Consider the following 20,814-nt stretch of genomic DNA (forward strand, 5'->3'; position numbering starts at 1 on the left):
CATGCCCGACACACGCCTGCCCGGGGCGGATCGGGGCTCGGAAGCGGTGGAAGCCGGCCGCGAGATCGTCCCGGCCAAACCCGCTCCCGCATCTCCCCCCTCGCGCCGCCACGCCGCCCTGCCCGCCCCGTCGGCCCCGCCGCCGGGCTTCGCGCTGGACTATCTGCCGGACGGGGCGGCCATCGAACATGCGCCGCTGCCCTGGGTGGCGCGCTCCACCCTCTATATGCTGGCCGGGCTCTTGGTGGCGCTGGTTCTGTGGGCCGGCTTCGCCCAGGTCGACCGCATCGTCACCGCCGGCGGCCGGCTGGTGACCACCGCGCCGCTGGTGGTGGCCCAGCCGCTGGAGACCGCGGTGGTGCGCGGCGTCGATGTGCAGGTCGGCGATTTCGTCCGGGCCGGCGACCGGCTGGCGACGCTCGACCCCACCTTCGCCGCGGCGGATCTGGCCGACCTGACCGGCAGGCTCGCCGGCGTCGAAGCGCAGATCGGCCGGCTGCGCGCCGAGCTGGACGGCAGCGACTTCACCCCCGCCGCCGGCAATCCTGACGCTGCGGTGCAGGCCGCCATCCTGGAGCGCCGCCGCGCCGAATACCGCTCCCGCCTCGCCTCGCTGGACGAGAAGGCCGGGCAGCTGGACAGCGCCATCGCCGCCAGCCGACGCGCCCAGGCCGGCCTTGCCGAGCGGCTCGCTGTGGCCGGCGAGGTGGAGGACATCCGCCGCCAGCTCCAGGAACGCCAGACCGGCTCGCGCCTGACCTGGCTGGAGGCGCGGGTCGAGCGGCTGCGCATGCGTGACGAATTGGTGGCGCTGCAGGACCGCGAGCAGGCGAGCGCGCATGAGCTGCGCGGCATCCAGGCCGACCGCGCCGCCTTCATCGACGAATGGCGGCGCAAGACGGCGGAGGAACTGGTGGAGCAGACCCGTCAGCGGGCCACCCTGGTGGAGCAGATCGCCAAGGCCGAGCGCCGCCGCTCGCTGGTCACCCTGACCGCCCCGGTCGATGCGGTGGTGCTGGAGGTCGCCAAGCGCTCCGTCGGCTCCGTCATCCGCGAGGCCGAACCGCTGGTCACCCTGGTCCCCGCCGACGTGCCGCTGGAGGTGGAGGCGGAGATCCCGTCGCGCGACATCGGTCTGGTCCGCGTCGGCGATTTCGTACGGGTGAAGCTGGACGCCTTCCCCTTCCAGCGCCACGGCACCCTGCCCGGCGAAATCCGCACCATCAGCGCCGACGCCTTCACCCACGATCCCCAGGGCGCCCAAGGGGGCGTCGCCAACCTCGACGCCCCCCGGCCGGCCGCCGGCGCCGTCTTCCGTACCCGCATCCGCCTGGCCGACACCCGGCTGGAGGCGGTACCCGACGGCACGCGGCTCAGCCCCGGCATGGTCGCCTCGGCCGAAATCCGCGTCGGCACCCGCTCGATCCTGTCCTACTTCCTCTATCCGGTCATCCGCGTGCTCGACGAAAGCATCCGCGAGCCGTAGTTGCGGCGGAGGGGACGATGCAGTAGAGCCTCTTGCGGGGTCGGAGAGGGACCGATGGGGTGTTCGCCGCCCCCCGCAGGCCGAAGGCTTGGCGGTTCCGCCTCATCCCCGCCTCAGTCCCTGGTGCTTCGGAGCCTTCTTCCATGCCTTCCGCTGCTTTCCGGCCGCTCGTCCATCGTCTGGTGGAAGCCGTCCGCGCGCTTTTGGCCCAGCGTCTCGTCCGCTTCATCCTCGTCGGTGGAACCGCCACAGCCGCCCATGCCGGGACGACGATCCTGCTGGTTGACGGAATCGGCATGGCGAGCCCGACGCTTGCCACCATCCTGGGGACCGTGGTCGGGATCGCCACATCCTATCTGGGGAACTGGGCCTGGACCTTCGGGGCGCGGGGCGGGCACGCCCACCATCTGCCCCGCTTCCTTCTGGTCTATTCGCTGATCATGGGGTTCAACGGCGGGGCGATGTACGTGATGGAGGCCACGCTCGGCCTCCATTACCTGGCTCCGCTGTTCCTCACCCTCGTCATATCGCCAATTCTGACGTTTCTTCTGAACCAGCATTTTGTGTTTCGGAACGTCCACCGAGCCTGATCGCCTCGGCCAGGAAGATCGGGGCGATCTGCCTGGGGATCAGCGCGAAGTCGCGCTTGTTGTTGAGGACGACGAACAGGCCGCCCAGCGACACGGCGGCATTCTGGACCAGGACGACCATCACGATGCCGGCCACCGTCGTCGTCCAGCCGGGCGTCGCCATCCCCAGCATCTTGAGAAGCACGGCGATGACCGCCGCCAGCCCGGACAGCGCGAAGATCGCCGCCGAGAACAGCAGGATGCGGGTGAAGGTGCGCTCGCTGAACACGGCGATCGAGCTGAGGCCGTGCACCACCAGCGAGACCAGGTTCATCTTGGACTGTCCGGCATAGCGATGGCCCCGGTCGGTGCCCACCCGGACGATGGGGCAGCGCGAGCGGATCATGGTGGCCGGGACATGCAGCAGCAGCTCGTGCATGGAGGCGAGCCGGGTCGCCGTCGCCAGCCCCATGGCGCTGAAATTGCCGAAGGAGATCGGCGTGCCGGTCAGCAGCGAGAAGACCTTCTTGTAGACCCGGTAGAACAGGGTGAAGCTCGGCCCCTCGCTGCGGCTGCGGCGGTCGGCGACCACGATGGAGCGGGGATTGTCGCGCAGGCCGGCGAGGAGGAGGGGCACATCCTCCGGCCGGTCCTCGCCGTCGCCGTCCATGATGACAACTCTGTCGGCGGCCAGCTCGACCGCCTGGCACAGGCCGATGGCGATGGCGCGCTGGTGGCCGACATTGCGCACCAGCCGCAGCAGGGTTCCCGTGAAGGGCGTCTCGGCGACCGCCTCCTTCAGCCCAGCCTCCGGCTCGGTCGAACCGTCGTCGACGATCACCAGATGGACGGCACGCTCGTCGCTTCCCAGCGAGCGGCCGAGTCCGCGGATCAGCATCGCCACGGATTCCCAGTCGTTGAACACGGGAATGACGATGGCGAGCGTCGCCTGCCCGTCCTCCCGGAGCGTCGGCTTTTCCATGTCAGTGGACTCCATCGCCGGCCTTGGGCGGCGCATTGCGGGTCAATTGGCAGATCGAGGAGCCGTCGGCCAGCACGGCATAGGCCTCCGTTCCCGCCAGTGGTGCCGGAGCGGCGACATAGCCGTGCCAGCCGGGAGCGCTGCCGGCCGCTGCGGAGATGGCGCGCTCCACATCCGGGCGCTTCAGGCCGCTGCGGGCCAGTCCGCGGACGATGCCGGCGCCGTCCACCAGCACGACCCAGTCCGAAGGGTGGCCGGCGTTCTTGTCCCAGGCCCATCCCTCGACATAGCTCTGGCCCTTCAGCCGACCGAGGTCGCTGACCAGGTCGAGGCTGCCGTTGCAGCGGTCGGGCGTCTCGACACGGAACAGATCGCGCGCCGGCTGTCCCAGCCACCAGGGCTGTGGGTCGGCGTAGACCGACCAATGCCGTTCGGCCAGTTTGGGGGCGACCAAATCTATCATCTGACGGTCGGGGTAGATCGTTTTCAAAAGAATTTCGTCATCGGCCACACCATTGATGACAGCCAACACCCCCTGCCAGTGATCTTGCGACAGCTTTTCGGTTGTGCGCGCATAGCGGAGCTGGGACTGCACGAACAGGATTGCGACGATCAGCCCGACAACCGCGACGGTCGGGGTCCATGGCCGCAAGCGTTCGCGCAATGCCGTGACGGCGATCAACCCCAGGCCGATCCACAGAGGCATCTGTGCGATGGCGTAGCGCGGCGATCCGGCTGTTTCGATGCCGAATTTCAGGCGTGACAGGCCGGTCATCAGCGCGGAGCCGAAGGCGAACAGCAGCAGCAGGCTTGCAAACAGCTCGATCCGGCTGGCGCTCCGACGCCGCAGCAGGACGACCTGGAACAGGATCCACAGGGCTGCCAGCGAGCCGGCCAGGGACACCGCGGCCGCCGCTGGGCGGTTGCGAAGGATGCCATAGACCGGGTTCGCGAAATAGGCGACGGTGAACTCGGCCAGCTTGACGGGGGAGCCGAAGGAAGTCAGAGGGTTGGAGTGGTACTCCATGGTGGAGTAATTGTAGCAGACGGCATAGGCCGCGGCGTTGAGAGCGAAGATTGCCAGCAAGGCGCCAACTGTCCGCCATGGCCAGCGTCCGGTTATGGTGAGCATCAGGACCGCGATCCAGCCGATAGCCCCATAGCCGAACGAGAACATCGATGCGCTGAGCAATGCTGCCATTAGCAGCACCTTGGTCCATTTCGGCGGCGTACCCGATCCAACCTGCTCGTCCATGCCGGCCAGCATCCGGCTGGCCAGCAGGAAGAAGGCCGCTGACAGATACATGTGAATCTGCTTGGGCCAAATCAGGTTCTCGAAATGGATCAGCCAGAACATGGAGATGACGACAAAGCTCGCCGCCGCTGCGAATGACAGGGTATGACCCTTCCGCCAGACGCGGCGCAACTCGTCCAATATCAAGCCGACGATCAAGGCGGTCAGGATCAGAGTGACAATGACCAGGAAGATCCCGCGCGCCTGGAAAAAAATATTGTCCACAAGGAAAAAAGGCATCGCAACAAATGGAAGATGCTCATTGTCACGAAATATAAAGAATTCTTCTATGGGATTGTAGAAATAAACCTTCTGCAGGAAAGCCATATCCCAATACGGAAATATATACATATCCCGGAGAGAAACGTATACGGAATGAGTTGCTATCGCTAATCCAATGAGCGTGATTAGCGGGAAAATGATTTTTGGGATTTTGTCTTTGAGCGACGACTTGAGCGGGAGCACAATATTTTTGCCTTTTGGTTCCGTTCTGGTCGATACCATTTCACCGCCGACCGCTGTGGCCCGGCCGGGTGTTGACATCGAAGGGGGGCTCATCGGTCTTTCTCAGGCGAAGAAGCGGCCGCGGAAATAGGCGATGGTGCGCTCCAGACCCTCGTCCAGCGGCACCTTCGGCTCCCACTCCAGCAGCGAGCGCGCCTTGGCGATGTCGGGCCGGCGCTGCTTGGGGTCGTCCTGGGGCAGCGGCCTGTGCTCGATCCTTGAGGAGGAGCCGGTCAGGCGGATGACCTTCTCGGCCAATTCCAGCATGGTGAATTCGCCGGGGTTGCCGAGGTTGATCGGTCCGGTGACGTCGGCCGGCGTGGCCATGAAGCGGATGAAACCGTCGATCAGATCGTCGGCGTAGCAGAAGGAGCGGGTCTGCAGACCGTCGCCGTAGATGGTGATCGGTTCGCCCTTCAGTGCCTGGATGATGAAGTTCGACACCACCCGCCCGTCGTTGGGGTGCATGCGCGGGCCGTAGGTGTTGAAGATGCGGATGACCTTGATCGACAGCTTGTGCTGGCGGTGATAGTCGAAGAACAGCGTCTCGGCGCAGCGCTTGCCCTCGTCATAGCAGGCGCGCGGGCCGATGGTGTTGACGTTGCCCCAATATTCCTCGGGCTGCGGGTGGACCGCCGGGTCGCCATAGATCTCCGAGGTCGAGGCCTGCATGATCCTGGCGCCCAGCCGTTTGGCCAGCCCCAGCATGTTGATGGCGCCGATGACCGACGTCTTGGTCGTCTGCACCGGATCGTGCTGGTAATGGACGGGCGAGGCCGGGCAGGCGAGGTTGTAGATCTCGTCCACCTCGACATAGAGCGGGAACGTCACGTCATGGCGCATCAGCTCGAAATGCGGGTTCGGAAGCAGGTGCGCGACGTTCGAGCGCGATCCCGTGAAGAAATTGTCGACGCACAGGACGTCGTTCCCGGCCGCCAGAAGCCGCTCGCACAGATGCGATCCCAGGAAGCCGGCTCCTCCGGTGACAAGAATGCGCTTGTTGTAACCGCGTGGCGAAATCATCGGGGGTCTTCTCTTCTGGGTGGAGGTGGGCGACGGCGGACGGGCGGGGCCGGCTCAGCCGGCTTGCCGGCCGGCCGGTGCGCTGCCCCGGCCGATCGAGGAATAGAGGAAGCCGGCGGCGGCCATTTCGGCGGGATTGTAGATGTTGCGCAGATCGACCATGGCCGGCCGCGTGAGCAGGGCCTTGCAGCGATTGAGGTCGAGCGCGCGGAACTCGTTCCACTCCGTCAGGATCGCCACGCAGTCGGCGCCCTCCAGCGTCTGGTAGGCGTCGGCACACCAGTCCACGCCGGGCAGGAGCTTCGCCGCCTCGTGCATGCCCGCCGGGTCGAAGGCGCGCACATGCGCACCGGCGGCCTGCAGGGCCGGGACGATGTCCAGCGACGGGGCGTCGCGCATGTCGTCGGTGTTCGGCTTGAAGGTCACCCCCAGCACCGCCACCGTCTTGCCGGCCAGCGAGCCCTCGCAGGCGGCCACGATGCGCGAGATCATCGACTTTTTGCGCTTGTCGTTGATGTCCACCACCGTCTCGACGATGCGCACCGGCGCCTCGTGCTGCTGGGCGGTGCGCACCAGCGCCAGCGTGTCCTTCGGAAAGCAGGAGCCGCCGTAACCCGGACCGGGGTGCAGGAACTTCTTGCCGATGCGGCCGTCCAGCCCGATCCCCTTGGCCACGTCATGGACGTCGGCCCCCACCTTCTCGCACAGGTCGGCGATCTCGTTGATGAAGGTGATCTTGGTGGCCAGGAAGGCGTTGGCGGCATATTTCGTCAGTTCCGCCGTTTCACGGTTGGTCATGACGATCGGCGTTTCGATCAGGTGCAACGGCCGGTAGAGCCGGCGCATGGTGTCGCGCGCGCGCTCCGACTCGGCGCCGATGACAACGCGGTCGGGCCGCATGAAATCGCCGATCGCGGCTCCCTCGCGCAGGAACTCCGGGTTGGAGGCGACATCGAACTCGGCATCGGGCCGCACCTTGCGGATGATCGCCTCCACCTCGCGGCCGGTGCCGACCGGGACGGTCGATTTGTTGACCACCACCGTGTAGCCGTCGAGGTTGGCGGCGATCTCCTCGGCCGCGGCATAGACATAGGAGAGGTCGGCATGGCCGTCGCCGCGCCGGGTCGGGGTACCGACCGCGATGAACACCGCGTCGGCGCCCTTCATCGCCTCGGCCAGGTCGAGCGTGAAGGTCAGCCGTCCGGCCTTGACGTTCTTGGCCACGAGATCGTCAAGGCCGGGCTCGTAGATGGGGATTTCTCCCCGCAGGAGCTGGTCGATCTTGCCCTTGTCCTTGTCCATGCAGGTGACATGAACGCCGAATTCCGAAAAACAGGCTCCGGACACCAGTCCGACATAGCCCGTTCCGATCATTGCGATACGAATGGTCGTCTCCCTCGAATGGACCGCCGCCCTTCAATGGGGGAAGAATTACAATGCCTCCGGCGGCGAAGTCCAGTCAGCGCTGTCAAGTCACCGCGGTGGTCGGATTGGCCGGCGGAGGCCGCCATCATGGTGGTTTGATTGTGAAATGCCGCGAGGAATTGATCGTCTTGGCAGGTGCTGGACATGGGTCGGGCCGGTGCGGTTTACGCAGACCGATCTTTTTTCCGGGAAGTCGGGAAGCGACGACCGTCGATTGTCGGATATCCGAACGGAAGGGCATGTTCGCTGCCGTCCGTCCGGCTTCCGGAGAGAGCCATCCGAAGCTGTTCGAATGAGGCGGACCATCCCGCGAAAAACCCGGCGTTGCTGCAGGCGCGAACCATTATCTTTGCGGCTTCGTGCCAACTGGATGCAGGCGAGCGGATGATGACCGGAGAGAAGAGCGACAGCGCCACCGTGCTGGTGACCGGCGGCGCCGGCTATATCGGCTCCCATGCGGTCCTGGCGCTGCGCGACCGGGGCCGCGCCGTGGTGGTGCTGGACGATCTGTCCACCGGCCGGCGCTCCGCCCTGCCCGAGGGCACGGTCCTGGTCGAGGGCGACGTCGGCGACAAGGCGCTGCTGGCGGACACTTTCGCCCGCCACGGCATCGGCACCGTGATGCATTTCGCCGGCAGCATCGTCGTGCCGGACTCGGTGGAGCGGCCCCTCGCCTACTACCGCAACAACACGGTGAAGAGCCAGGCCCTGATCGAGGCCTGCGTGGAGGCCGGGATCGGCCGCTTCATCTTCTCCTCCACCGCTGCCGTCTACGGCATGCCGGAGCGGCTGCCGATCGACGAGCGGACGCCGACCAAGCCGATCAACCCCTACGGCTCCTCCAAGCTGATGACGGAGTGGATGCTGCGCGACAGCGCGGCGGCGCATCCGCTGCGTTATGTCGCGCTGCGCTATTTCAACGTCGCCGGGGCCGACCCGCAGGGCCGCTCGGGGCAGGTGTCGAAGGTCGCCACCCACCTGATCAAGATCGCCGCCCAGACCGTCACCGGCCAGCGGGCGGAGCTGCAGATCTTCGGCGACGACTACGACACGCCGGACGGCACCTGCGTGCGTGACTACATCCATGTCAGCGACCTCGCCGACGCCCATGTCGCGGCCTTGCGCCATCTGGAGGCGGGCGGCGCGTCGGAGGTGCTGAACTGCGGCTACGGCCGCGGCTATTCGGTGCGCGAGGTGCTGGCGATGGTGGAGCGGGTGACCGGCAAGCCGCTGCCCATGCGCATCGGCCCGCGCCGCGCCGGCGACCCGCCGGCCCTGGTCGCAGGCGTGGAGCGGATCGGCCGGACGCTGGACTGGACCCCGCGCCACGCCGACCTGGAGACCATCGTCGCCTCGGCGCTCGCCTGGGAGGAGCGGTTGCTGAAGGACCATTCGGTCCGTCAGCCGAGCAGCCCGAGCAGATAACGTCCGTAATCGTTCTTCTTCAGCGGCTCCGCCAGACGGCTCACCTGTTCGGCGTCGATCCAGCCGGAGGTGTAGGCGATCTCCTCCGGGCAGGCGATCTGCAGGCCCTGGCGGTGCTGGATGGTGCGCACGAACTCCGCCGCCTCCAGCAGGCTGTCATGGGTGCCGGTGTCGAACCAGCCATAGCCGCGGCCCATCTGCTCGACCGCCAGCTTGCCCATGTCGAGATAGGCGGCGTTGACCGAGGTGATCTCCAGCTCGCCGCGCGCCGACGGCTTCACCGCGGCGGCGATGTCGAGCACGTCGTTGTCGTAGAAATAGAGCCCGGTCACCGCCCATTTGGAACGCGGCTTGACCGGCTTCTCCTCGATGCTCAGCGCCCGGCCCTGGCCGTCGAACTCCACCACGCCGTAGCGTTCGGGGTCGCGTACGGCGTAGGCGAAGACGCTGGCGCCCTCGGTCTTCTCGCCGGCCGCGCGCAAGAGGTTGGTCAGGCCATGGCCGTAGAAGATGTTGTCGCCGAGGACCAGCGCGCAAGGATCGTTGCCGACGAACTCGCGGCCGATGATGAAGGCCTGGGCCAGCCCGTCGGGCGAGGGCTGGATCGCGTAGGTCAGGTTCAGACCCCACTGCGACCCGTCGCCCAGCACGGTCTGGAACAGCGGCTGGTCGTGCGGCGTGGTGATGACCAGGATGTCGCGGATGCCCGCCAGCATCAGGGTGCTGAGCGGGAAATAGATCATCGGCTTGTCGTAGATCGGCAGCAGCTGCTTGCTGATCGCCCGCGTCACCGGGTAGAGCCGGGTGCCGGAGCCGCCGGCCAGGATGATGCCCTTCATGGTCTTCGTCCTCACGCCTGCGGCGGGTTGGTGAACAGCTCGTCGATCACGCGGTCCAGGCTATCCTGCCATGGCGGGCAGGCGACGCCGAGACGCTCCTTCGCACGGGAGCAGTCCAGCCGCGAGTTGGCCGGGCGGCGCGCCGGGGTCGGGTAGTCGGCCGTGCCGATGGCGGTCAGGCGCGGCCGCTTGCCGGTGCGCTCTTCCAGCCGCCGGAAGATGTGCTCGGCGAAATCATGCCAGGTGGTATAGCCGCTGCCGGTCAGGTGGTAGGTGCCCCAGGCGGCGCCGCCGGTCTTCCCGCCATCAATTTTTTCAAGGGTCCCGGCGATCTGCACGATGGCGGCGGCGAGGTCGGCGGCGGCGGTGGGCGAGCCGTGCTGGTCGGCGACCACCCGCATCTCCTCGCGCTCCTTGCCGAAGCGCAGCATCGTCTTGACGAAGTTGTTGCCGTAGGCGCTGTAGACCCAGGAGGTGCGCAGGATGACGTGATGCGGCGTCGCCGCACGCACCGCCTCCTCGCCCGCCGCCTTGCTGGCGCCATAGACGCCCAGCGGGTTGATCGGGTCGTCCTCGGTGTAAATCCCGTCCTTCGTGCCGTCGAACACATAGTCGGTCGACACATGGATGAAGGGGATGCCGCGCGCCGCACAGGCCGCCGCCATGGCGCCCGGCCCGTCGCGGTTGACGGCGAAGGAGAGATCCACCTCGCTCTCGGCCTTGTCGACGGCGGTGTGGGCGGTGGCGTTGACCAGCAGGTCGGGCGCGTGGGTGGCCACCGCCTTTTCCACGTCGCCCGGTCGGGTCACGTCGAACTCGGGATAGGGCAGGCCGACGACGTCGGTGCCCGGCGCCCAGTTGACCCGCATCAGCTCGAAGCCGAGCTGGCCGTTGCTGCCGAGGACGAGGACCTTCATAGCGCGGCCCCCTCTTCCTTCGAGCCTTCTTCCGTCAGGCCGAGCCGCTCGCCCTGGTAGGAGCCGTTCAGGATGGCCTGCCACCAGTCGCGGTTCTCCAGATACCAGGCGACCGTCTTGCGCAGGCCGCTCTCGAAGGTCTCCTGCGGGGTCCAGCCCAGCTCGCGCTCGATCTTGCCGGCGTCGATGGCATAGCGCTTGTCATGGCCGGGGCGGTCGGTGACGAAGCTGATCAGGCGGTCGTGCGGGGCGCCGGCCGGGTTCATCTCGTCCAGATGTGCGCAGATGGCGCGGACGACCTCCAGGTTGGTGCGCTCGTTGTGGCCGCCGATGTTGTAGCTCTCGCCGATCCGGCCCTTCTCCAGCACCAGCCGCAGCGCGCGGGCATGGTCCTCGACATAGAGCCAGTCGCGGATGTTGTCGCCCTTGCCGTAGACCGGCAGCTTCTCGCCCGCCAGACCCTTGAGGATCATCAGCGGGATCAGCTTTTCCGGGAAATGGTAGGGGCCGTAATTGTTGGAGCAGTTGGTCAGCACCACCGGCAGCCCATAGGTCTCGTGCCAGGCGCGGACCAGATGGTCGCTCGACGCCTTGCTGGCCGAATAGGGCGAGTTGGGGCTGTAGGCGGTGGTCTCGGTGAAGAAGCCGTCGTCGCCCAGCGTGCCGAACACCTCGTCGGTGGAGATGTGGTGGAAGCGGAAAGCTTGCCTGCGCTCCGCCGGCAGGGCCGACCAATAGCCGCGCGCCGCCTCCAGCAGGCGGAAGGTGCCGACCACGTTGGTCTGGATGAACTCGCCCGGCCCGTCGATCGAGCGGTCGACATGGGATTCGGCGGCCAGATGCATCACCGCGTCGGGCTGGTGGGTGTCGAACACCCGGCGCAGCTCGGCGGCGTCGCAGATGTCGACCTTCTCGAAGGCGTAGCGCGGATTGCCCTCGGCCCCCGGCAGGGAGGACAGGTTGGCCGCGTAGGTCAGCTTGTCGACATTGACGACGAAGGCGTCGGTTTCGGCGAGAAGCTGGCGGACCACCGCCGAGCCGATGAAACCGGCGCCGCCGGTGACGAGAATGCGCGTCATCAAACCACCTTACCGCCAAAAACGGGGCCCAAAGCCCCACCGGGCAAAAAAGAGCCGAAATCCAATAACGCCGTCAGAACCAGTCGCCAAGCTGGGCGAAGGTCGGATGCTTGTGGTCCTTGTCCGACAGCCGGGCCTTGTCCGCGGTGACCGGCCAGTCGATGCCCAGCTCCGGATCGTTCCACAAGAGGCCGCGGTCATGCTCGGCCGAATAATAGTTGGTCACCTTGTAGATGACCTCGGTGTCCGGCTCCAGCGTGCAGAAGCCGTGGGCGAAGCCGATCGGCACCAGGATCTGGTTCCACTCCGCCGCGCTGATCACCGCGCTGACATGCCGGCCGAAGGTGGGGGAGCCTTTGCGGATGTCGACCGCCACGTCCAGGATGGCGCCGCGCACCACCCGCACCAGCTTGTCCTGGGCGAAGGGCGGCAGCTGGAAATGCAGGCCGCGCACCGTGCCGACCTCGGCCGACAGCGACTGGTTGTCCTGGACGAAGTCGTAGTGCAGCCCGGCCGCCTCGAACGTCCTCTTGGTGTAGGTCTCCGAGAAGAAGCCGCGATGGTCGCCGAACTTCTTCGGGCGGATGATCTTAACGTCGGGAATGTCGAGGGAGACGACGTCCATGGCTCAGATGCTTTCCTTCAGGCGCTCTTTGCGCAGCTCGGGGCAGGCCTTGCGCAGCCACGGCTTGACCGTGCGCGGCGGGAAGGCCAGCCCGAAATTCTCGGCGTCCAGCGTCAGGTTCGGGTTGTAGTAGGGGTCGGCCAGCAGGCTGTCGCCCCAGCGCTCCTGCATGTAGGCCACCTCGCCCATGAAGCGCTTGACCTTGTCGGGAGCGGTGTCCGGCCCGCGCGAGGCCGATTCCAGATGATACAGCTCGGCGAACGGCGTCCAGACGACCAGATAGCCCTTCTCGCGGATGCGCAGGCAGAAATCGACGTCGTTGAAGGCGACGGCCAGCTTTTCGGAGTTCAACCCGCCGACCTCGTCGAAGATCTCCTTGCGCAGGATCAGGCAGGCGGCGGTGACGCAGGACAGGTCCTGCGTCAGCTGGGCCCGGCTGAAATAGCCGTAGGCGTCGCGGGTCAGGCCCTTGTGGACATGGCCGGCCACGCCGCAGATGCCGGTGACGACGCCGGCATGCTGGATGGTGCCGTCGGCGTAATAGAGCTTGGCGCCGACCGCCCCCACCTCCGGCCGCAGGGCATGGGAGACCATTTCGGCCAGCCAGCCCGGCTCCATCACCTCGATGTCGTTGTTGATCAGGCCCAGAACCTCGCCGGTCGCCTCGGCGGCGGCGAAGTTGTTGATCGAGGAGTAGTTGAAGGGCGCCTTGTAGGTCAGCACCCGCACCCGCGGCTCGTCCTTCAGCGTGTCGAAATAGGCGAAGGTCGCCGCTTCCTCGCTGTTGTTGTCGACGATCAGGATTTCCAGATCCGGGTAGTCGGTGCGGTGCAGAAGCCCGTCGACGCAGCCCTTCAGCAGATCGACCTTGTCGCGCGTCGGCACGATCAGCGACACCCGCGGCAGCTTGGCCGGCAGGGCGTAGCGGATGCGGGTGAAACGGGCGGTCGCCGGCGAGGTCTCCACCGTGGCATCGATTCCGCGGCGCTGGAAATGCTCGGTCAGCGCCTTGTGGGCGGCGGCGGTGGCACGCGGCAGCTCGACCGTGGAGAAGGCCGAGGAGTCCGGGAAGACGCGCCAGTGGTAGAGGATCGCCGGGATGTGGCGGATGCGTGCCGGTTCCGTCGCCTCGACCGCGCGCAGGGTCAGGTCGTAATCCTGGCTGCCCTCGAAGCCCAGGCGGAAGCGCCCGGCCTGCTCGATCAGCGAGCGGCGGAAGACGCCCAGGTGGTTGACCATGTTCTGGCCGTGCAGCAGGTCCAGGTTGAAGCCGGACTTGAAATGCGGGTCGTAGCGCTCGCCGTCGGCATCGATCTTGTCCTCGTCGGAATAGAGGATGTCGGTGTCGGGATGCTGCGCCAGCTCGGCGGCGACCGCATAGAGGGCGTGCGGCGGCAGCCGGTCGTCATGGTCCATCAAGGCGACGAAATCGCCGGTCGCCAGATCCAGCGCGCTGTTGCTGGCGGCGGAGATGTGGCCGTTGGTCTCGCGCCGGATCACCTTGATCCGGTTGTCGCGCGCCTTGTACTCGGCCAGCACCTTCGTTACGTGCGGGGCGGTGGAGGCGTCGTCGGCGATGCACAGTTCCCAGTCCGGATAGAACTGGGCCAGCACGGAGTCCAGCGCCTCGCGCAGGTAGGCTTCCGGCGTGTTGTAGACCGGCATGACGACGGAGAAGCGCGGGCGCGCCGGAAGCCGGGCGATGTCGGCCTTGATCGCCGCCGCGTCCTCCGGCGTCAGGGTGTCGTACATCCGCACCCACGACTTGTAGTCGGCCGACCAGCGGTTCGGCTGCAGCTCCTGCAGGACGCGCTGCTTGGTCGCCTGCCAGCCGTGGCGGCGCAGATAGTCCAGCACGCGCCCCGGCTGGTTCTGCCGGACATAGTCGAGCAGGATGTTGGTCTTGCCGATCTCGCGGATGGTGAAGTCGGCGATCTCGAAGGACACCGGCCGGGTGGCCGGGTCGAAGCGCAGCGCCTTGACCGTCTGCGGCAGCAGGGCGAGCTGGCGGAACTCGCCCACCGTGTCGACCGGCAGGCGGATCATTGTCCGCTCGTCGAAGCCGTTGCCGTCATCGACATAGATCACCGGCACCAGCGGGGCCGAGGCGCGGACGACCCGGTAGGAGATCACGCACCAGTGGCCGGGCAGCCGGCCGCGGTCGGAGCGCAGCAGGAAGGCGGGGTCGCTGCCGGTCGCCTCGTAGCCGCCCTGCGGGCTCGGCACCACGTCGTGCAGCGGCTCCAGCGTGATGGCGTGCAGGCGGCGGCGGTAGAAGCGCCCGGCCTTCTGGGTCAGGCGGCCCAGCTTGCGCACCGGCGCCGACAGCTTCCAGGAGGTCGAGTTGACCAGGCTGTGGATGTGCTGGTCGCGGCTGGCCACCACGCCATGCAGGTGGGCGATCGCCTGCTCGCGGGCGACCAGCTCGCGGGCGTGGGCGGCGAGGTTGCGCTCGCGGTCGGCCAGCTCGTGATCGCGGTCGGCCAGCTCGTGATCGCGGTTGGCCAGTTCCTGCGCCATCTCGGCGAGCGCATCGCCCTGGCGGCGGATCTCGGCCTGATGGTCGCTGAGCCAGCCCTGGATCAGGGCGATGTCGCGGTCGCGCGTCGCGATCATGCCCTTCAGGTCTTCGGTGTGGGCGATCTGGTCGTCCAGCACCTTGCGGACCATCGCCACCTCGGTGCGCAGGTGCTTTTCCTGCTCTTCCAGGCGCTGGATGGTCTCGGTCTCGATGGCGGCGTCGCCCAGCCGGTCGAACCAGCTGCGGACAGCCCGCAGCCCCTCGCCGCCGGCCTTCTGCACGGCGAACAGCTCATGCAGCGCGTCGGGCAGATCCTCGCCGACGCCCAGCACGCCCAGGCCGTTGGAATGCAGGAAGGTGAAGGAGGGATAGTCGCGGGTGATCTCGTCCCACAGGCGCCAGACACCGAAATCGTCCTTGCGGACGTTGATGTCGTGGAACAGCACCACGCCGCGGCGGCTCATCTTCGGCAGCCACGTCTCGAAATCGTGGCGCACCGCCTCGTAGGTGTGCAGCCCGTCGATGTGCAGCAGATCGACGCTGCCGTCGGCGAAATGGACCAGCGCGTCGTCGAAGGTCATGCGCAGCAGGCGCGAGAAGCCGGCATAGCGCGGGTCATGATAGGCGGCGAGTTTGTTGTAGATGTCGTCGCCGTAGAAGCCGGCCTGCGGGTCGCCGGCCCAGGTGTCGACGGCATAGCAGGAGGTCGGCAGGCCGACATGGCGGACCGCCTGGCAGAAGGCCGCATAGGAGTTGCCGGTGTGCGTTCCCAGCTCGACGAGGCTGTCCGGCCGCAGTGCGTCGACGATCCAGAAGGCGAAGGGCACATGGCCGAGCCAGGAAGCCGGCGCCGTGATGAGATCCGGGGTCAGGAGCGTGATCGGCCGGCAGATGCGACGGAGAGTGTCCGATCCCTGGTCCTTCAAAAACGAATCCACCTGCGCCTCTTCTTCTGCCTGGCTCCGCAGCGGGGTGCGGTCCACCGGGAGGCCGTTTCAGGCCCGGCGGACGGCCCCGTCACAGCCGCCGACACACATACGCTGACACCCTGCCGGAATGCAAGCCGCTGACCGGAACCCGCTTTGCGGTGCCCAACAATGGCCGGAGCTGCGGTTTTCCTGCCTCACTCCGGGCCGAGCCGCAGCCTGTCGCTATTTTGTCGCGGGGGCCGCCTGGGGAGTTGCCTGGGGAGTTGTCCGGGGCGACGACGCCCCTTCCGCCTCCAGCGTGATCGCCAGCATCGGCATGCCGACCAGCCCGCGCACGACATGGCTGGCATGGACCTTGAAGAACAGCGCGTCCTCGACCCAATGGTGCTGGACGTGGTCCTCCTGCGTGCCCTCGGCGAGCGCCACGGTGATGGAGAAGTCGCCGCTGGGCAGGTAGGGCATCTGGAAGCGGAAGCGGGCGGCGAAATCCTGCCCGGCCGGAATGGTGACGGGATCGAGCTGGTAGCTGAGGAAGGTGTTGTCGCCGAACAGGTTCTGGCCCAGCTTGTCCTTCACGTAGAAGCCGACGATGGGGCGGTGGACCTGTTGCTCGGCCCGGCAATCCACCTTCAGCACGATGACCTCGCCGCCCTCCAGAACGCTGAGCGGCTGCTCCTCGGCATCGAGGATCGAGACGTTGGTGATGGTGGCGCCGCGGTTGCCGAACCAGGGGCCGCTGTCGTTGAAGTCGAACAGCTCGATGGCGTTGCGGTGCTGCGAGGCCTTCAGCAGCTCGGCGCGGGCGTCTTCCACCGGCTCCTCGCGCCTGGCCTGGGGCAGCGCCTGCCGCGCCCCGCCGATGCGGAAGCCGCGCGAGGTGTCCTGGTCGCTGTAGAGCGCCGCCAGATAGTCGTGGCAGACTTCCCGTGCCGGGCCGACCGCCCGCACCGACCCGTTGTCCAGCCACACCACCCGGTCGCACAGGTTCACCACCTGCCCCGTATCGTGCGACACGAAGAACAGGGTGCCGCGCTCCTTGAAGCGGTGGATGAAGCGCATGCATTTCTGGGTGAAGGAGGCATCGCCGACCGCCAGGATCTCGTCGACGATCATGATGTCGGCATCGACATGCGCCGCCACCGCGAAGGCGAGGCGGGCGTACATGCCGCTGGAATAGAGCTTCACCGGCTGTTCGATGAAGTCGCCGATGCCCGCGAACTCGGCGATGGACTGGTAGCGCTCGGCGATCTGCGCGTTCGACAGGCCCAGCACCGAAGCGGCGAGATAGACGTTCTCGCGCCCGGTGAATTCCGGGTTGAAGCCGGCGCCCAGCTCCAGCAGCGCCGCGATGCGGCCATCCACCGCGATGCGGCCGGAGGTCGGCGTCAGCGTGCCGCAGAGAAGCTGCAGGAAGGTCGACTTGCCGGAGCCGTTGCGGCCGATCAGCCCGACCGTCTCGCCGCGGCGGACCTCCAGGTCGACGCCGCGCAGAGCCCAATACTCGTCGTAGTACTTGCGCCGGCCGCGCACCAGCATCTGCTTCAGCCGGTCCTGCGGGCGCTTGAAGATGGCGTAGGCCTTGCCCAGCCCTTCGGCGCGGATGACGACGGGAGTCTCAGGCGACATGGGCTCAGACGACATGGGCTCAGACGACATGGGCTCAGACGACATGGGCTCAGACGACATCGGCGAACCCCCGGCGGGTCTTCATGAACCAGAGATAGCCGAGCCACGCCACCACCCAGGCGGCCAGCGTCGCCAGCCCCCATTCGACCGGCGACGGGATGCGGCCCCAGAACAGCAGGTCCTTCGACTGTTCCAGGATCGCGGTCATCGGGTTCAGGTGCAGGATGGCGCGGAAGCGCTCGGGGATCGCGGTCATCGGGTAGAAGATCGGGCTGAGGAACATCAGCACGGTGACGCCCACCCCCACCACCTGCCGGATGTCGCGCAGGAACACGCCGGCCGCGGCGAAGAACCAGCTGAGGCCCAGCGTGGTCAGGCACAAGGGCACCAGCACCAGCGGCAGCAGCAGCGCCGTCGGCGGCGGCAGCCCGGCGACGGCCAGATGGAAGACGACCAGGATGACGAAGCCGATGCCGGCGTTGAACAGCGCCACGGCCAGCGACACCAGCGGCAGGATCTCCAGCGGGAAGACCACCTTCTTGATGTAGCTGACATTCTCCAGCAGCAGGCCGGGCGCCCGGTTCAGGCATTCGCCCAGCACGTTGAACAGGATCAGGCCGGAGAACAGCAGCAGGGCGAATTCGGTGTTGCTCTCCCCCGTCACGCCCCAGCGCGCCTGGAACACCACCGAGAAGACGAAGGTGTAGACCGCCAGCATCAGGATCGGGTTCAGCACCGCCCAGACGATGCCCAGCATCGACCCGCGGTAGCGGGCGTCGATCTCGCGCCGGGCCAGCCGCAGGATCAGCGACCTGTGGTGCCAGGCGGTCTGGAAAAGGGCAAAGGGACCGGTGCCGAAACCCGCCACCTTGGGGTTTCCCGACTGAGAGTTAAACAATTTAGAGTATTCCCCGTCTACGGCGGGCCGACCATAACCCCCGCTCCGGCGGCGTTCAAGCGAAAGCATCCCGGCCAAGCGGCAGGCCAGGCGGCAGGGCAGAGGTCCGGCCATCCTCCCGGAAAAAAGAACGGGCGGTGGCACAAACCTTCGGCCTCACCCGTTTACCCGAAATATCGGAGATCCGGCGATTCCACTCAGGACAACCCGTTATCCAGAGGAGAAACATTTGAATAAATAAGTCGAGCCTATGGAATGTATGAGCTAATTCCACGGAATGCGCAGGAGATTTATCCTGCATACGTATCAGTAGAATCCAAGTATTACTCCAATGTGTCTTCTCTGCTTGCAAGATAGAGGCATCGAATTCAATGGTGAGTCTGTGTCATGCGCCTCCTACCATTGGGGATCGCACTCGCATACTTGTAAGACCATGGGGTTAGATCCGGATTAGAACTAAAAAAGCCAATCCGGTGGGACCATAACAGGCTGCGGGAGACGGCGATTGCCGAATTTGCAGAACCGACGCATCGACCGTTGGAAAACAGGAAAATCAGAGATGCCCAGCGCAGAGGTGACGCAAAAGGAGGCCGTTGTGTTTCGGAATGCGAAGACCCTGACAGCCGATCATTATGCCGCGTCTTTTCGAAACCATTTCGGAGATGGGGCGGTTCATCGACTTCAGAAGGAGATCGGCTTTGTCGGGAAACGGCTTCTTCGACTCCCCAGCACGGAACGGTCGAGTTTCTTCGATCCCTGGTTCGGGGAAGAGAACGCCCGTCATCTGAGGGCGGTGGCGCAGTCGGTCCGCGGGCTCCCGCAGGACGCTGCCGCGGCCACTGCCGGCGGCGCCGGCCCGCGGCCTGCGCCGCGGATCGTCTTCCTGCAGGGGGTGATGCCGCGCAGCGGCACCAACTATCTCCAGAGCCTGCTGGAGTTGCACCCCAACGTGGTGGTCAACCCCTTCGGCATCCGGGAGTTGCCCTTTCTGAACACGGTGGAGGAGGCGCGCGCCTATGAGGGACGCTTCCTGCGCCTCTACCGGCGCAACCGGGACTCGTTCGGCGACCTGGAGACGTTCTGCTATATGGTGAGCGGCTTCCTGCGCCGCATCGAAGCCGAGTTTCCAGCGGACAAGACGGTGGTGATCAAGTCGCCCCACACCCGGATGATGCGGTATTTCCCCTACCTGTTCCCGGCGGAGCGCTGCCTGATCGTGCTGCGCGACGGCCGCCGAGCCGTGCAGTCCACCATCGACACCTGGCCGCTGCGCTTCCTGGGCCGGACCTTCGCCGACGTCTGCCGCGAATGGAGCTTCGGCACCGAAGCGGCGCTGGAGGCGCAGAGCCGCATGAGTGCCGAAGCTTGCCGGCTGGTCCGCTTCGAGGATGCGGTGGCCGCCCCCGACGGCACGGTCCGCGACGTTATGCGCTTTCTGGAGCTGGAGGAGGGGCGCTATCCGTTCGAGCGGATCGGGACCCTGCCCATCCTGGGGTCGTCCCGCGCCTCGCGCAGCAATGGCGAGGTCAGCTGGACGCCCGTCGAGAAACCCAAGGGCTTCGATCCGTCGAAGCGCCCGATCGAGTGGTCGCGCAAGCGTCGGACGGTGTTCGATGCCGTGGCCGGAGACATGCAGAAGAAGGCCGGCTATGCTTCTTGATCCGCTGCTCGATGCCCGCCCCGCGGCGAGGGAGCTTCCCGGCTCCGAGGCCAGCTTGCCCGCCATCCTGACCCCGCCCGCCCGCCTCACCCACCTGCAAAGGCTGGAGGCGGAGAGCATCCACATCATGCGCGAGGTGGCGGCCCAGTTCCACAAGCCGGTCATGCTCTATTCGGTGGGCAAGGACAGCTCGGTGCTGCTGCATCTGGCGATGAAGGCCTTTTATCCGTCCAAGCCGCCCTTCCCGCTGCTGCATGTCGACACGACCTGGAAGTTCCGGGAGATGATCGAATTCCGCGACCGCATGGCGCGGGAATTGGGCATCGACCTGATGGTCCACATCAACCGGGACGGCGTGCGCCAGGGCATCGGCCCGGTCAGCCACGGGTCGGCCGTCCACACCGACGTGATGAAGACGCAAGGGCTGAAACAGGCGCTCGACGCCCACGGCTTCGACGCCGCCTTCGGCGGGGCGCGCCGCGACGAGGAGAAGAGCCGCGCCAAGGAGCGCATCTTCTCCTTCCGCACGGCCACCCACCGCTGGGAGCCGAAGAACCAGCGGCCGGAGCTGTGGAGCCTCTACAACGGGCGCATCCACAAGGGCGAGAGCATCCGCGTCTTCCCGCTGTCGAACTGGACCGAGCTGGACATCTGGCAATACATCCACCAGGAGGCTATCCCGGTGGTGCCGCTCTATTTCGCCAAGCCCCGCCCGGTGGTGGAGCGCGACGGCACCCTCATCATGGTCGATGACGACCGGCTGCCGCTGAAACCCGGCGAGGTGCCGGAGATGGCCTGGGTGCGCTTCCGCACGCTCGGCTGCTATCCGCTGACCGGGGCCGTGCGCAGCACCGCCGCCACCCTGCCCGAGATCATCCGCGAGATGCTGCTGTCCACCGGTTCGGAACGGCAGGGCCGCGTGATCGACCAGGACGCCGCCGCCTCCATGGAGGCGAAGAAGCAGGAAGGCTACTTCTGATGCTGAAGGACCTCGATCCCGCCACCGCTCCCG

General features: G+C 66.6%; 16 protein-coding genes. 5 read left to right on the top strand and 11 right to left on the bottom strand.

The window, feature by feature from the left end:
• Position 1: 1 nt before the first annotated feature.
• On the top strand, positions 2-1,486 hold the full coding sequence (locus tag AZOLI_RS29890) for an HlyD family type I secretion periplasmic adaptor subunit (RefSeq protein WP_014190016.1): 1,485 nt from the start codon (positions 2-4) through the stop codon (positions 1,484-1,486).
• Positions 1,487-1,629: 143 nt separating this feature from the next.
• Positions 1,630-2,076 carry a GtrA family protein gene (locus AZOLI_RS32105; protein ID WP_044553750.1) on the top strand — a complete coding sequence of 149 codons (447 nt, stop codon included), beginning with the start codon at positions 1,630-1,632 and terminating at the stop codon, positions 2,074-2,076.
• On the opposite strand, the gene AZOLI_RS29900 is transcribed toward AZOLI_RS32105, so the two are convergent.
• The 4 genes from AZOLI_RS29900 to AZOLI_RS29915 are packed head-to-tail and all read right to left on the bottom strand — an operon-like array spanning position 2,009 to position 7,244.
• A complete protein-coding gene (locus AZOLI_RS29900) occupies positions 2,009-3,037 on the bottom strand; it encodes a glycosyltransferase (RefSeq protein WP_014190018.1) in 1,029 nt (342 codons plus the stop codon). The genes AZOLI_RS32105 and AZOLI_RS29900 overlap by 68 nt on opposite strands.
• A gap of 1 nt (position 3,038) precedes the next feature.
• Positions 3,039-4,874: a hypothetical protein gene (locus tag AZOLI_RS29905; RefSeq protein WP_162488547.1), complete on the bottom strand. Its 1,836-nt coding sequence runs from the start codon at positions 4,872-4,874 to the stop codon at positions 3,039-3,041.
• A gap of 24 nt (positions 4,875-4,898) precedes the next feature.
• A complete protein-coding gene (locus AZOLI_RS29910; RefSeq protein WP_014190020.1) occupies positions 4,899-5,858 on the bottom strand; it encodes a UDP-glucuronic acid decarboxylase family protein in 960 nt (319 codons plus the stop codon).
• A 54-nt stretch (positions 5,859-5,912) separates the two neighbouring features.
• Positions 5,913-7,244, bottom strand: a complete 1,332-nt coding sequence (locus AZOLI_RS29915) for a UDP-glucose dehydrogenase family protein (RefSeq protein ID WP_044553754.1) — start codon at positions 7,242-7,244, stop codon at positions 5,913-5,915.
• Positions 7,245-7,670: 426 nt separating this feature from the next.
• Here AZOLI_RS29915 and galE point away from each other — a divergent pair, with 426 nt between their 5' ends.
• Positions 7,671-8,708: a UDP-glucose 4-epimerase GalE gene (galE, locus tag AZOLI_RS29920; protein WP_014190022.1), complete on the top strand. Its 1,038-nt coding sequence runs from the start codon at positions 7,671-7,673 to the stop codon at positions 8,706-8,708.
• Here the strand turns inward: galE and rfbA are convergent.
• The 7 genes from rfbA to AZOLI_RS29955 all read right to left on the bottom strand — a co-directional run bounded on the left by rfbA (position 8,684) and on the right by AZOLI_RS29955 (position 18,112).
• The gene (gene rfbA / locus AZOLI_RS29925) at positions 8,684-9,547 is read right to left on the bottom strand and encodes a glucose-1-phosphate thymidylyltransferase RfbA (RefSeq protein ID WP_044553756.1); all 864 of its coding nucleotides are present in this window, start codon (positions 9,545-9,547) and stop codon (positions 8,684-8,686) included. The genes galE and rfbA overlap by 25 nt on opposite strands.
• Positions 9,548-9,558: 11 nt before the next feature.
• Positions 9,559-10,464 (bottom strand): dTDP-4-dehydrorhamnose reductase, encoded by a 906-nt coding sequence (rfbD, locus tag AZOLI_RS29930; RefSeq protein WP_014190024.1) that lies wholly within the window; start codon positions 10,462-10,464, stop codon positions 9,559-9,561.
• Positions 10,461-11,543, bottom strand: a complete 1,083-nt coding sequence (gene rfbB, locus AZOLI_RS29935) for a dTDP-glucose 4,6-dehydratase (protein ID WP_014190025.1) — start codon at positions 11,541-11,543, stop codon at positions 10,461-10,463. The genes rfbD and rfbB overlap by 4 nt, the downstream gene beginning before the upstream one ends.
• A gap of 73 nt (positions 11,544-11,616) precedes the next feature.
• Entirely contained in the window at positions 11,617-12,168 is a 552-nt protein-coding gene (rfbC, locus tag AZOLI_RS29940) for a dTDP-4-dehydrorhamnose 3,5-epimerase (RefSeq protein WP_014190026.1), read from the bottom strand.
• Between the two features lie 3 nt (positions 12,169-12,171).
• Positions 12,172-15,627 carry a glycosyltransferase gene (locus AZOLI_RS33005; RefSeq protein ID WP_162488548.1) on the bottom strand — a complete coding sequence of 1,152 codons (3,456 nt, stop codon included), beginning with the start codon at positions 15,625-15,627 and terminating at the stop codon, positions 12,172-12,174.
• Positions 15,628-15,840: 213 nt separating this feature from the next.
• Positions 15,841-17,244, bottom strand: a complete 1,404-nt coding sequence (locus tag AZOLI_RS29950; protein WP_014190028.1) for an ABC transporter ATP-binding protein — start codon at positions 17,242-17,244, stop codon at positions 15,841-15,843.
• A gap of 49 nt (positions 17,245-17,293) precedes the next feature.
• Positions 17,294-18,112, bottom strand: coding sequence for an ABC transporter permease (locus AZOLI_RS29955; protein WP_014190029.1), 819 nt, complete (start codon positions 18,110-18,112; stop codon positions 17,294-17,296).
• Positions 18,113-18,935: 823 nt separating this feature from the next.
• Here AZOLI_RS29955 and AZOLI_RS29960 point away from each other — a divergent pair.
• Together AZOLI_RS29960 and cysD are read left to right on the top strand one after the other, a co-directional pair.
• Positions 18,936-19,802 carry a sulfotransferase family protein gene (locus AZOLI_RS29960; protein WP_014190030.1) on the top strand — a complete coding sequence of 289 codons (867 nt, stop codon included), beginning with the start codon at positions 18,936-18,938 and terminating at the stop codon, positions 19,800-19,802.
• Between the two features lie 127 nt (positions 19,803-19,929).
• Positions 19,930-20,781 (top strand): sulfate adenylyltransferase subunit CysD, encoded by an 852-nt coding sequence (gene cysD, locus AZOLI_RS29965; RefSeq protein WP_044553845.1) that lies wholly within the window; start codon positions 19,930-19,932, stop codon positions 20,779-20,781.
• The last annotated feature ends 33 nt before the right edge of the window (positions 20,782-20,814 follow it).

Origin of the sequence: Azospirillum lipoferum 4B, from assembly GCF_000283655.1 — a bacterium.
GTDB lineage: Bacteria > Pseudomonadota > Alphaproteobacteria > Azospirillales > Azospirillaceae > Azospirillum > Azospirillum lipoferum_C.

Excerpts from the sequence above, each read along its gene's own strand:
- AZOLI_RS29900 (WP_014190018.1), bottom strand. The coding sequence starts at position 3,037 with ATGGAAAAGCCGACGCTCCGGGAGGACGGGCAGGCGACGCTCGCCATC.
- AZOLI_RS29905 (WP_162488547.1), bottom strand. The coding sequence starts at position 4,874 with ATGTCAACACCCGGCCGGGCCACAGCGGTCGGCGGTGAAATGGTATCG.
- rfbD (WP_014190024.1), bottom strand. The coding sequence starts at position 10,464 with ATGAAGGTCCTCGTCCTCGGCAGCAACGGCCAGCTCGGCTTCGAGCTG.
- AZOLI_RS32105 (WP_044553750.1), top strand. The coding sequence starts at position 1,630 with ATGCCTTCCGCTGCTTTCCGGCCGCTCGTCCATCGTCTGGTGGAAGCC.
- rfbA (WP_044553756.1), bottom strand. The coding sequence starts at position 9,547 with ATGAAGGGCATCATCCTGGCCGGCGGCTCCGGCACCCGGCTCTACCCG.
- AZOLI_RS29910 (WP_014190020.1), bottom strand. The coding sequence starts at position 5,858 with ATGATTTCGCCACGCGGTTACAACAAGCGCATTCTTGTCACCGGAGGA.
- AZOLI_RS29890 (WP_014190016.1), top strand. The coding sequence starts at position 2 with ATGCCCGACACACGCCTGCCCGGGGCGGATCGGGGCTCGGAAGCGGTG.
- rfbC (WP_014190026.1), bottom strand. The coding sequence starts at position 12,168 with ATGGACGTCGTCTCCCTCGACATTCCCGACGTTAAGATCATCCGCCCG.
- AZOLI_RS29950 (WP_014190028.1), bottom strand. The coding sequence starts at position 17,244 with ATGTCGCCTGAGACTCCCGTCGTCATCCGCGCCGAAGGGCTGGGCAAG.
- cysD (WP_044553845.1), top strand. The coding sequence starts at position 19,930 with ATGCGCGAGGTGGCGGCCCAGTTCCACAAGCCGGTCATGCTCTATTCG.
- galE (WP_014190022.1), top strand. The coding sequence starts at position 7,671 with ATGACCGGAGAGAAGAGCGACAGCGCCACCGTGCTGGTGACCGGCGGC.
- rfbB (WP_014190025.1), bottom strand. The coding sequence starts at position 11,543 with ATGACGCGCATTCTCGTCACCGGCGGCGCCGGTTTCATCGGCTCGGCG.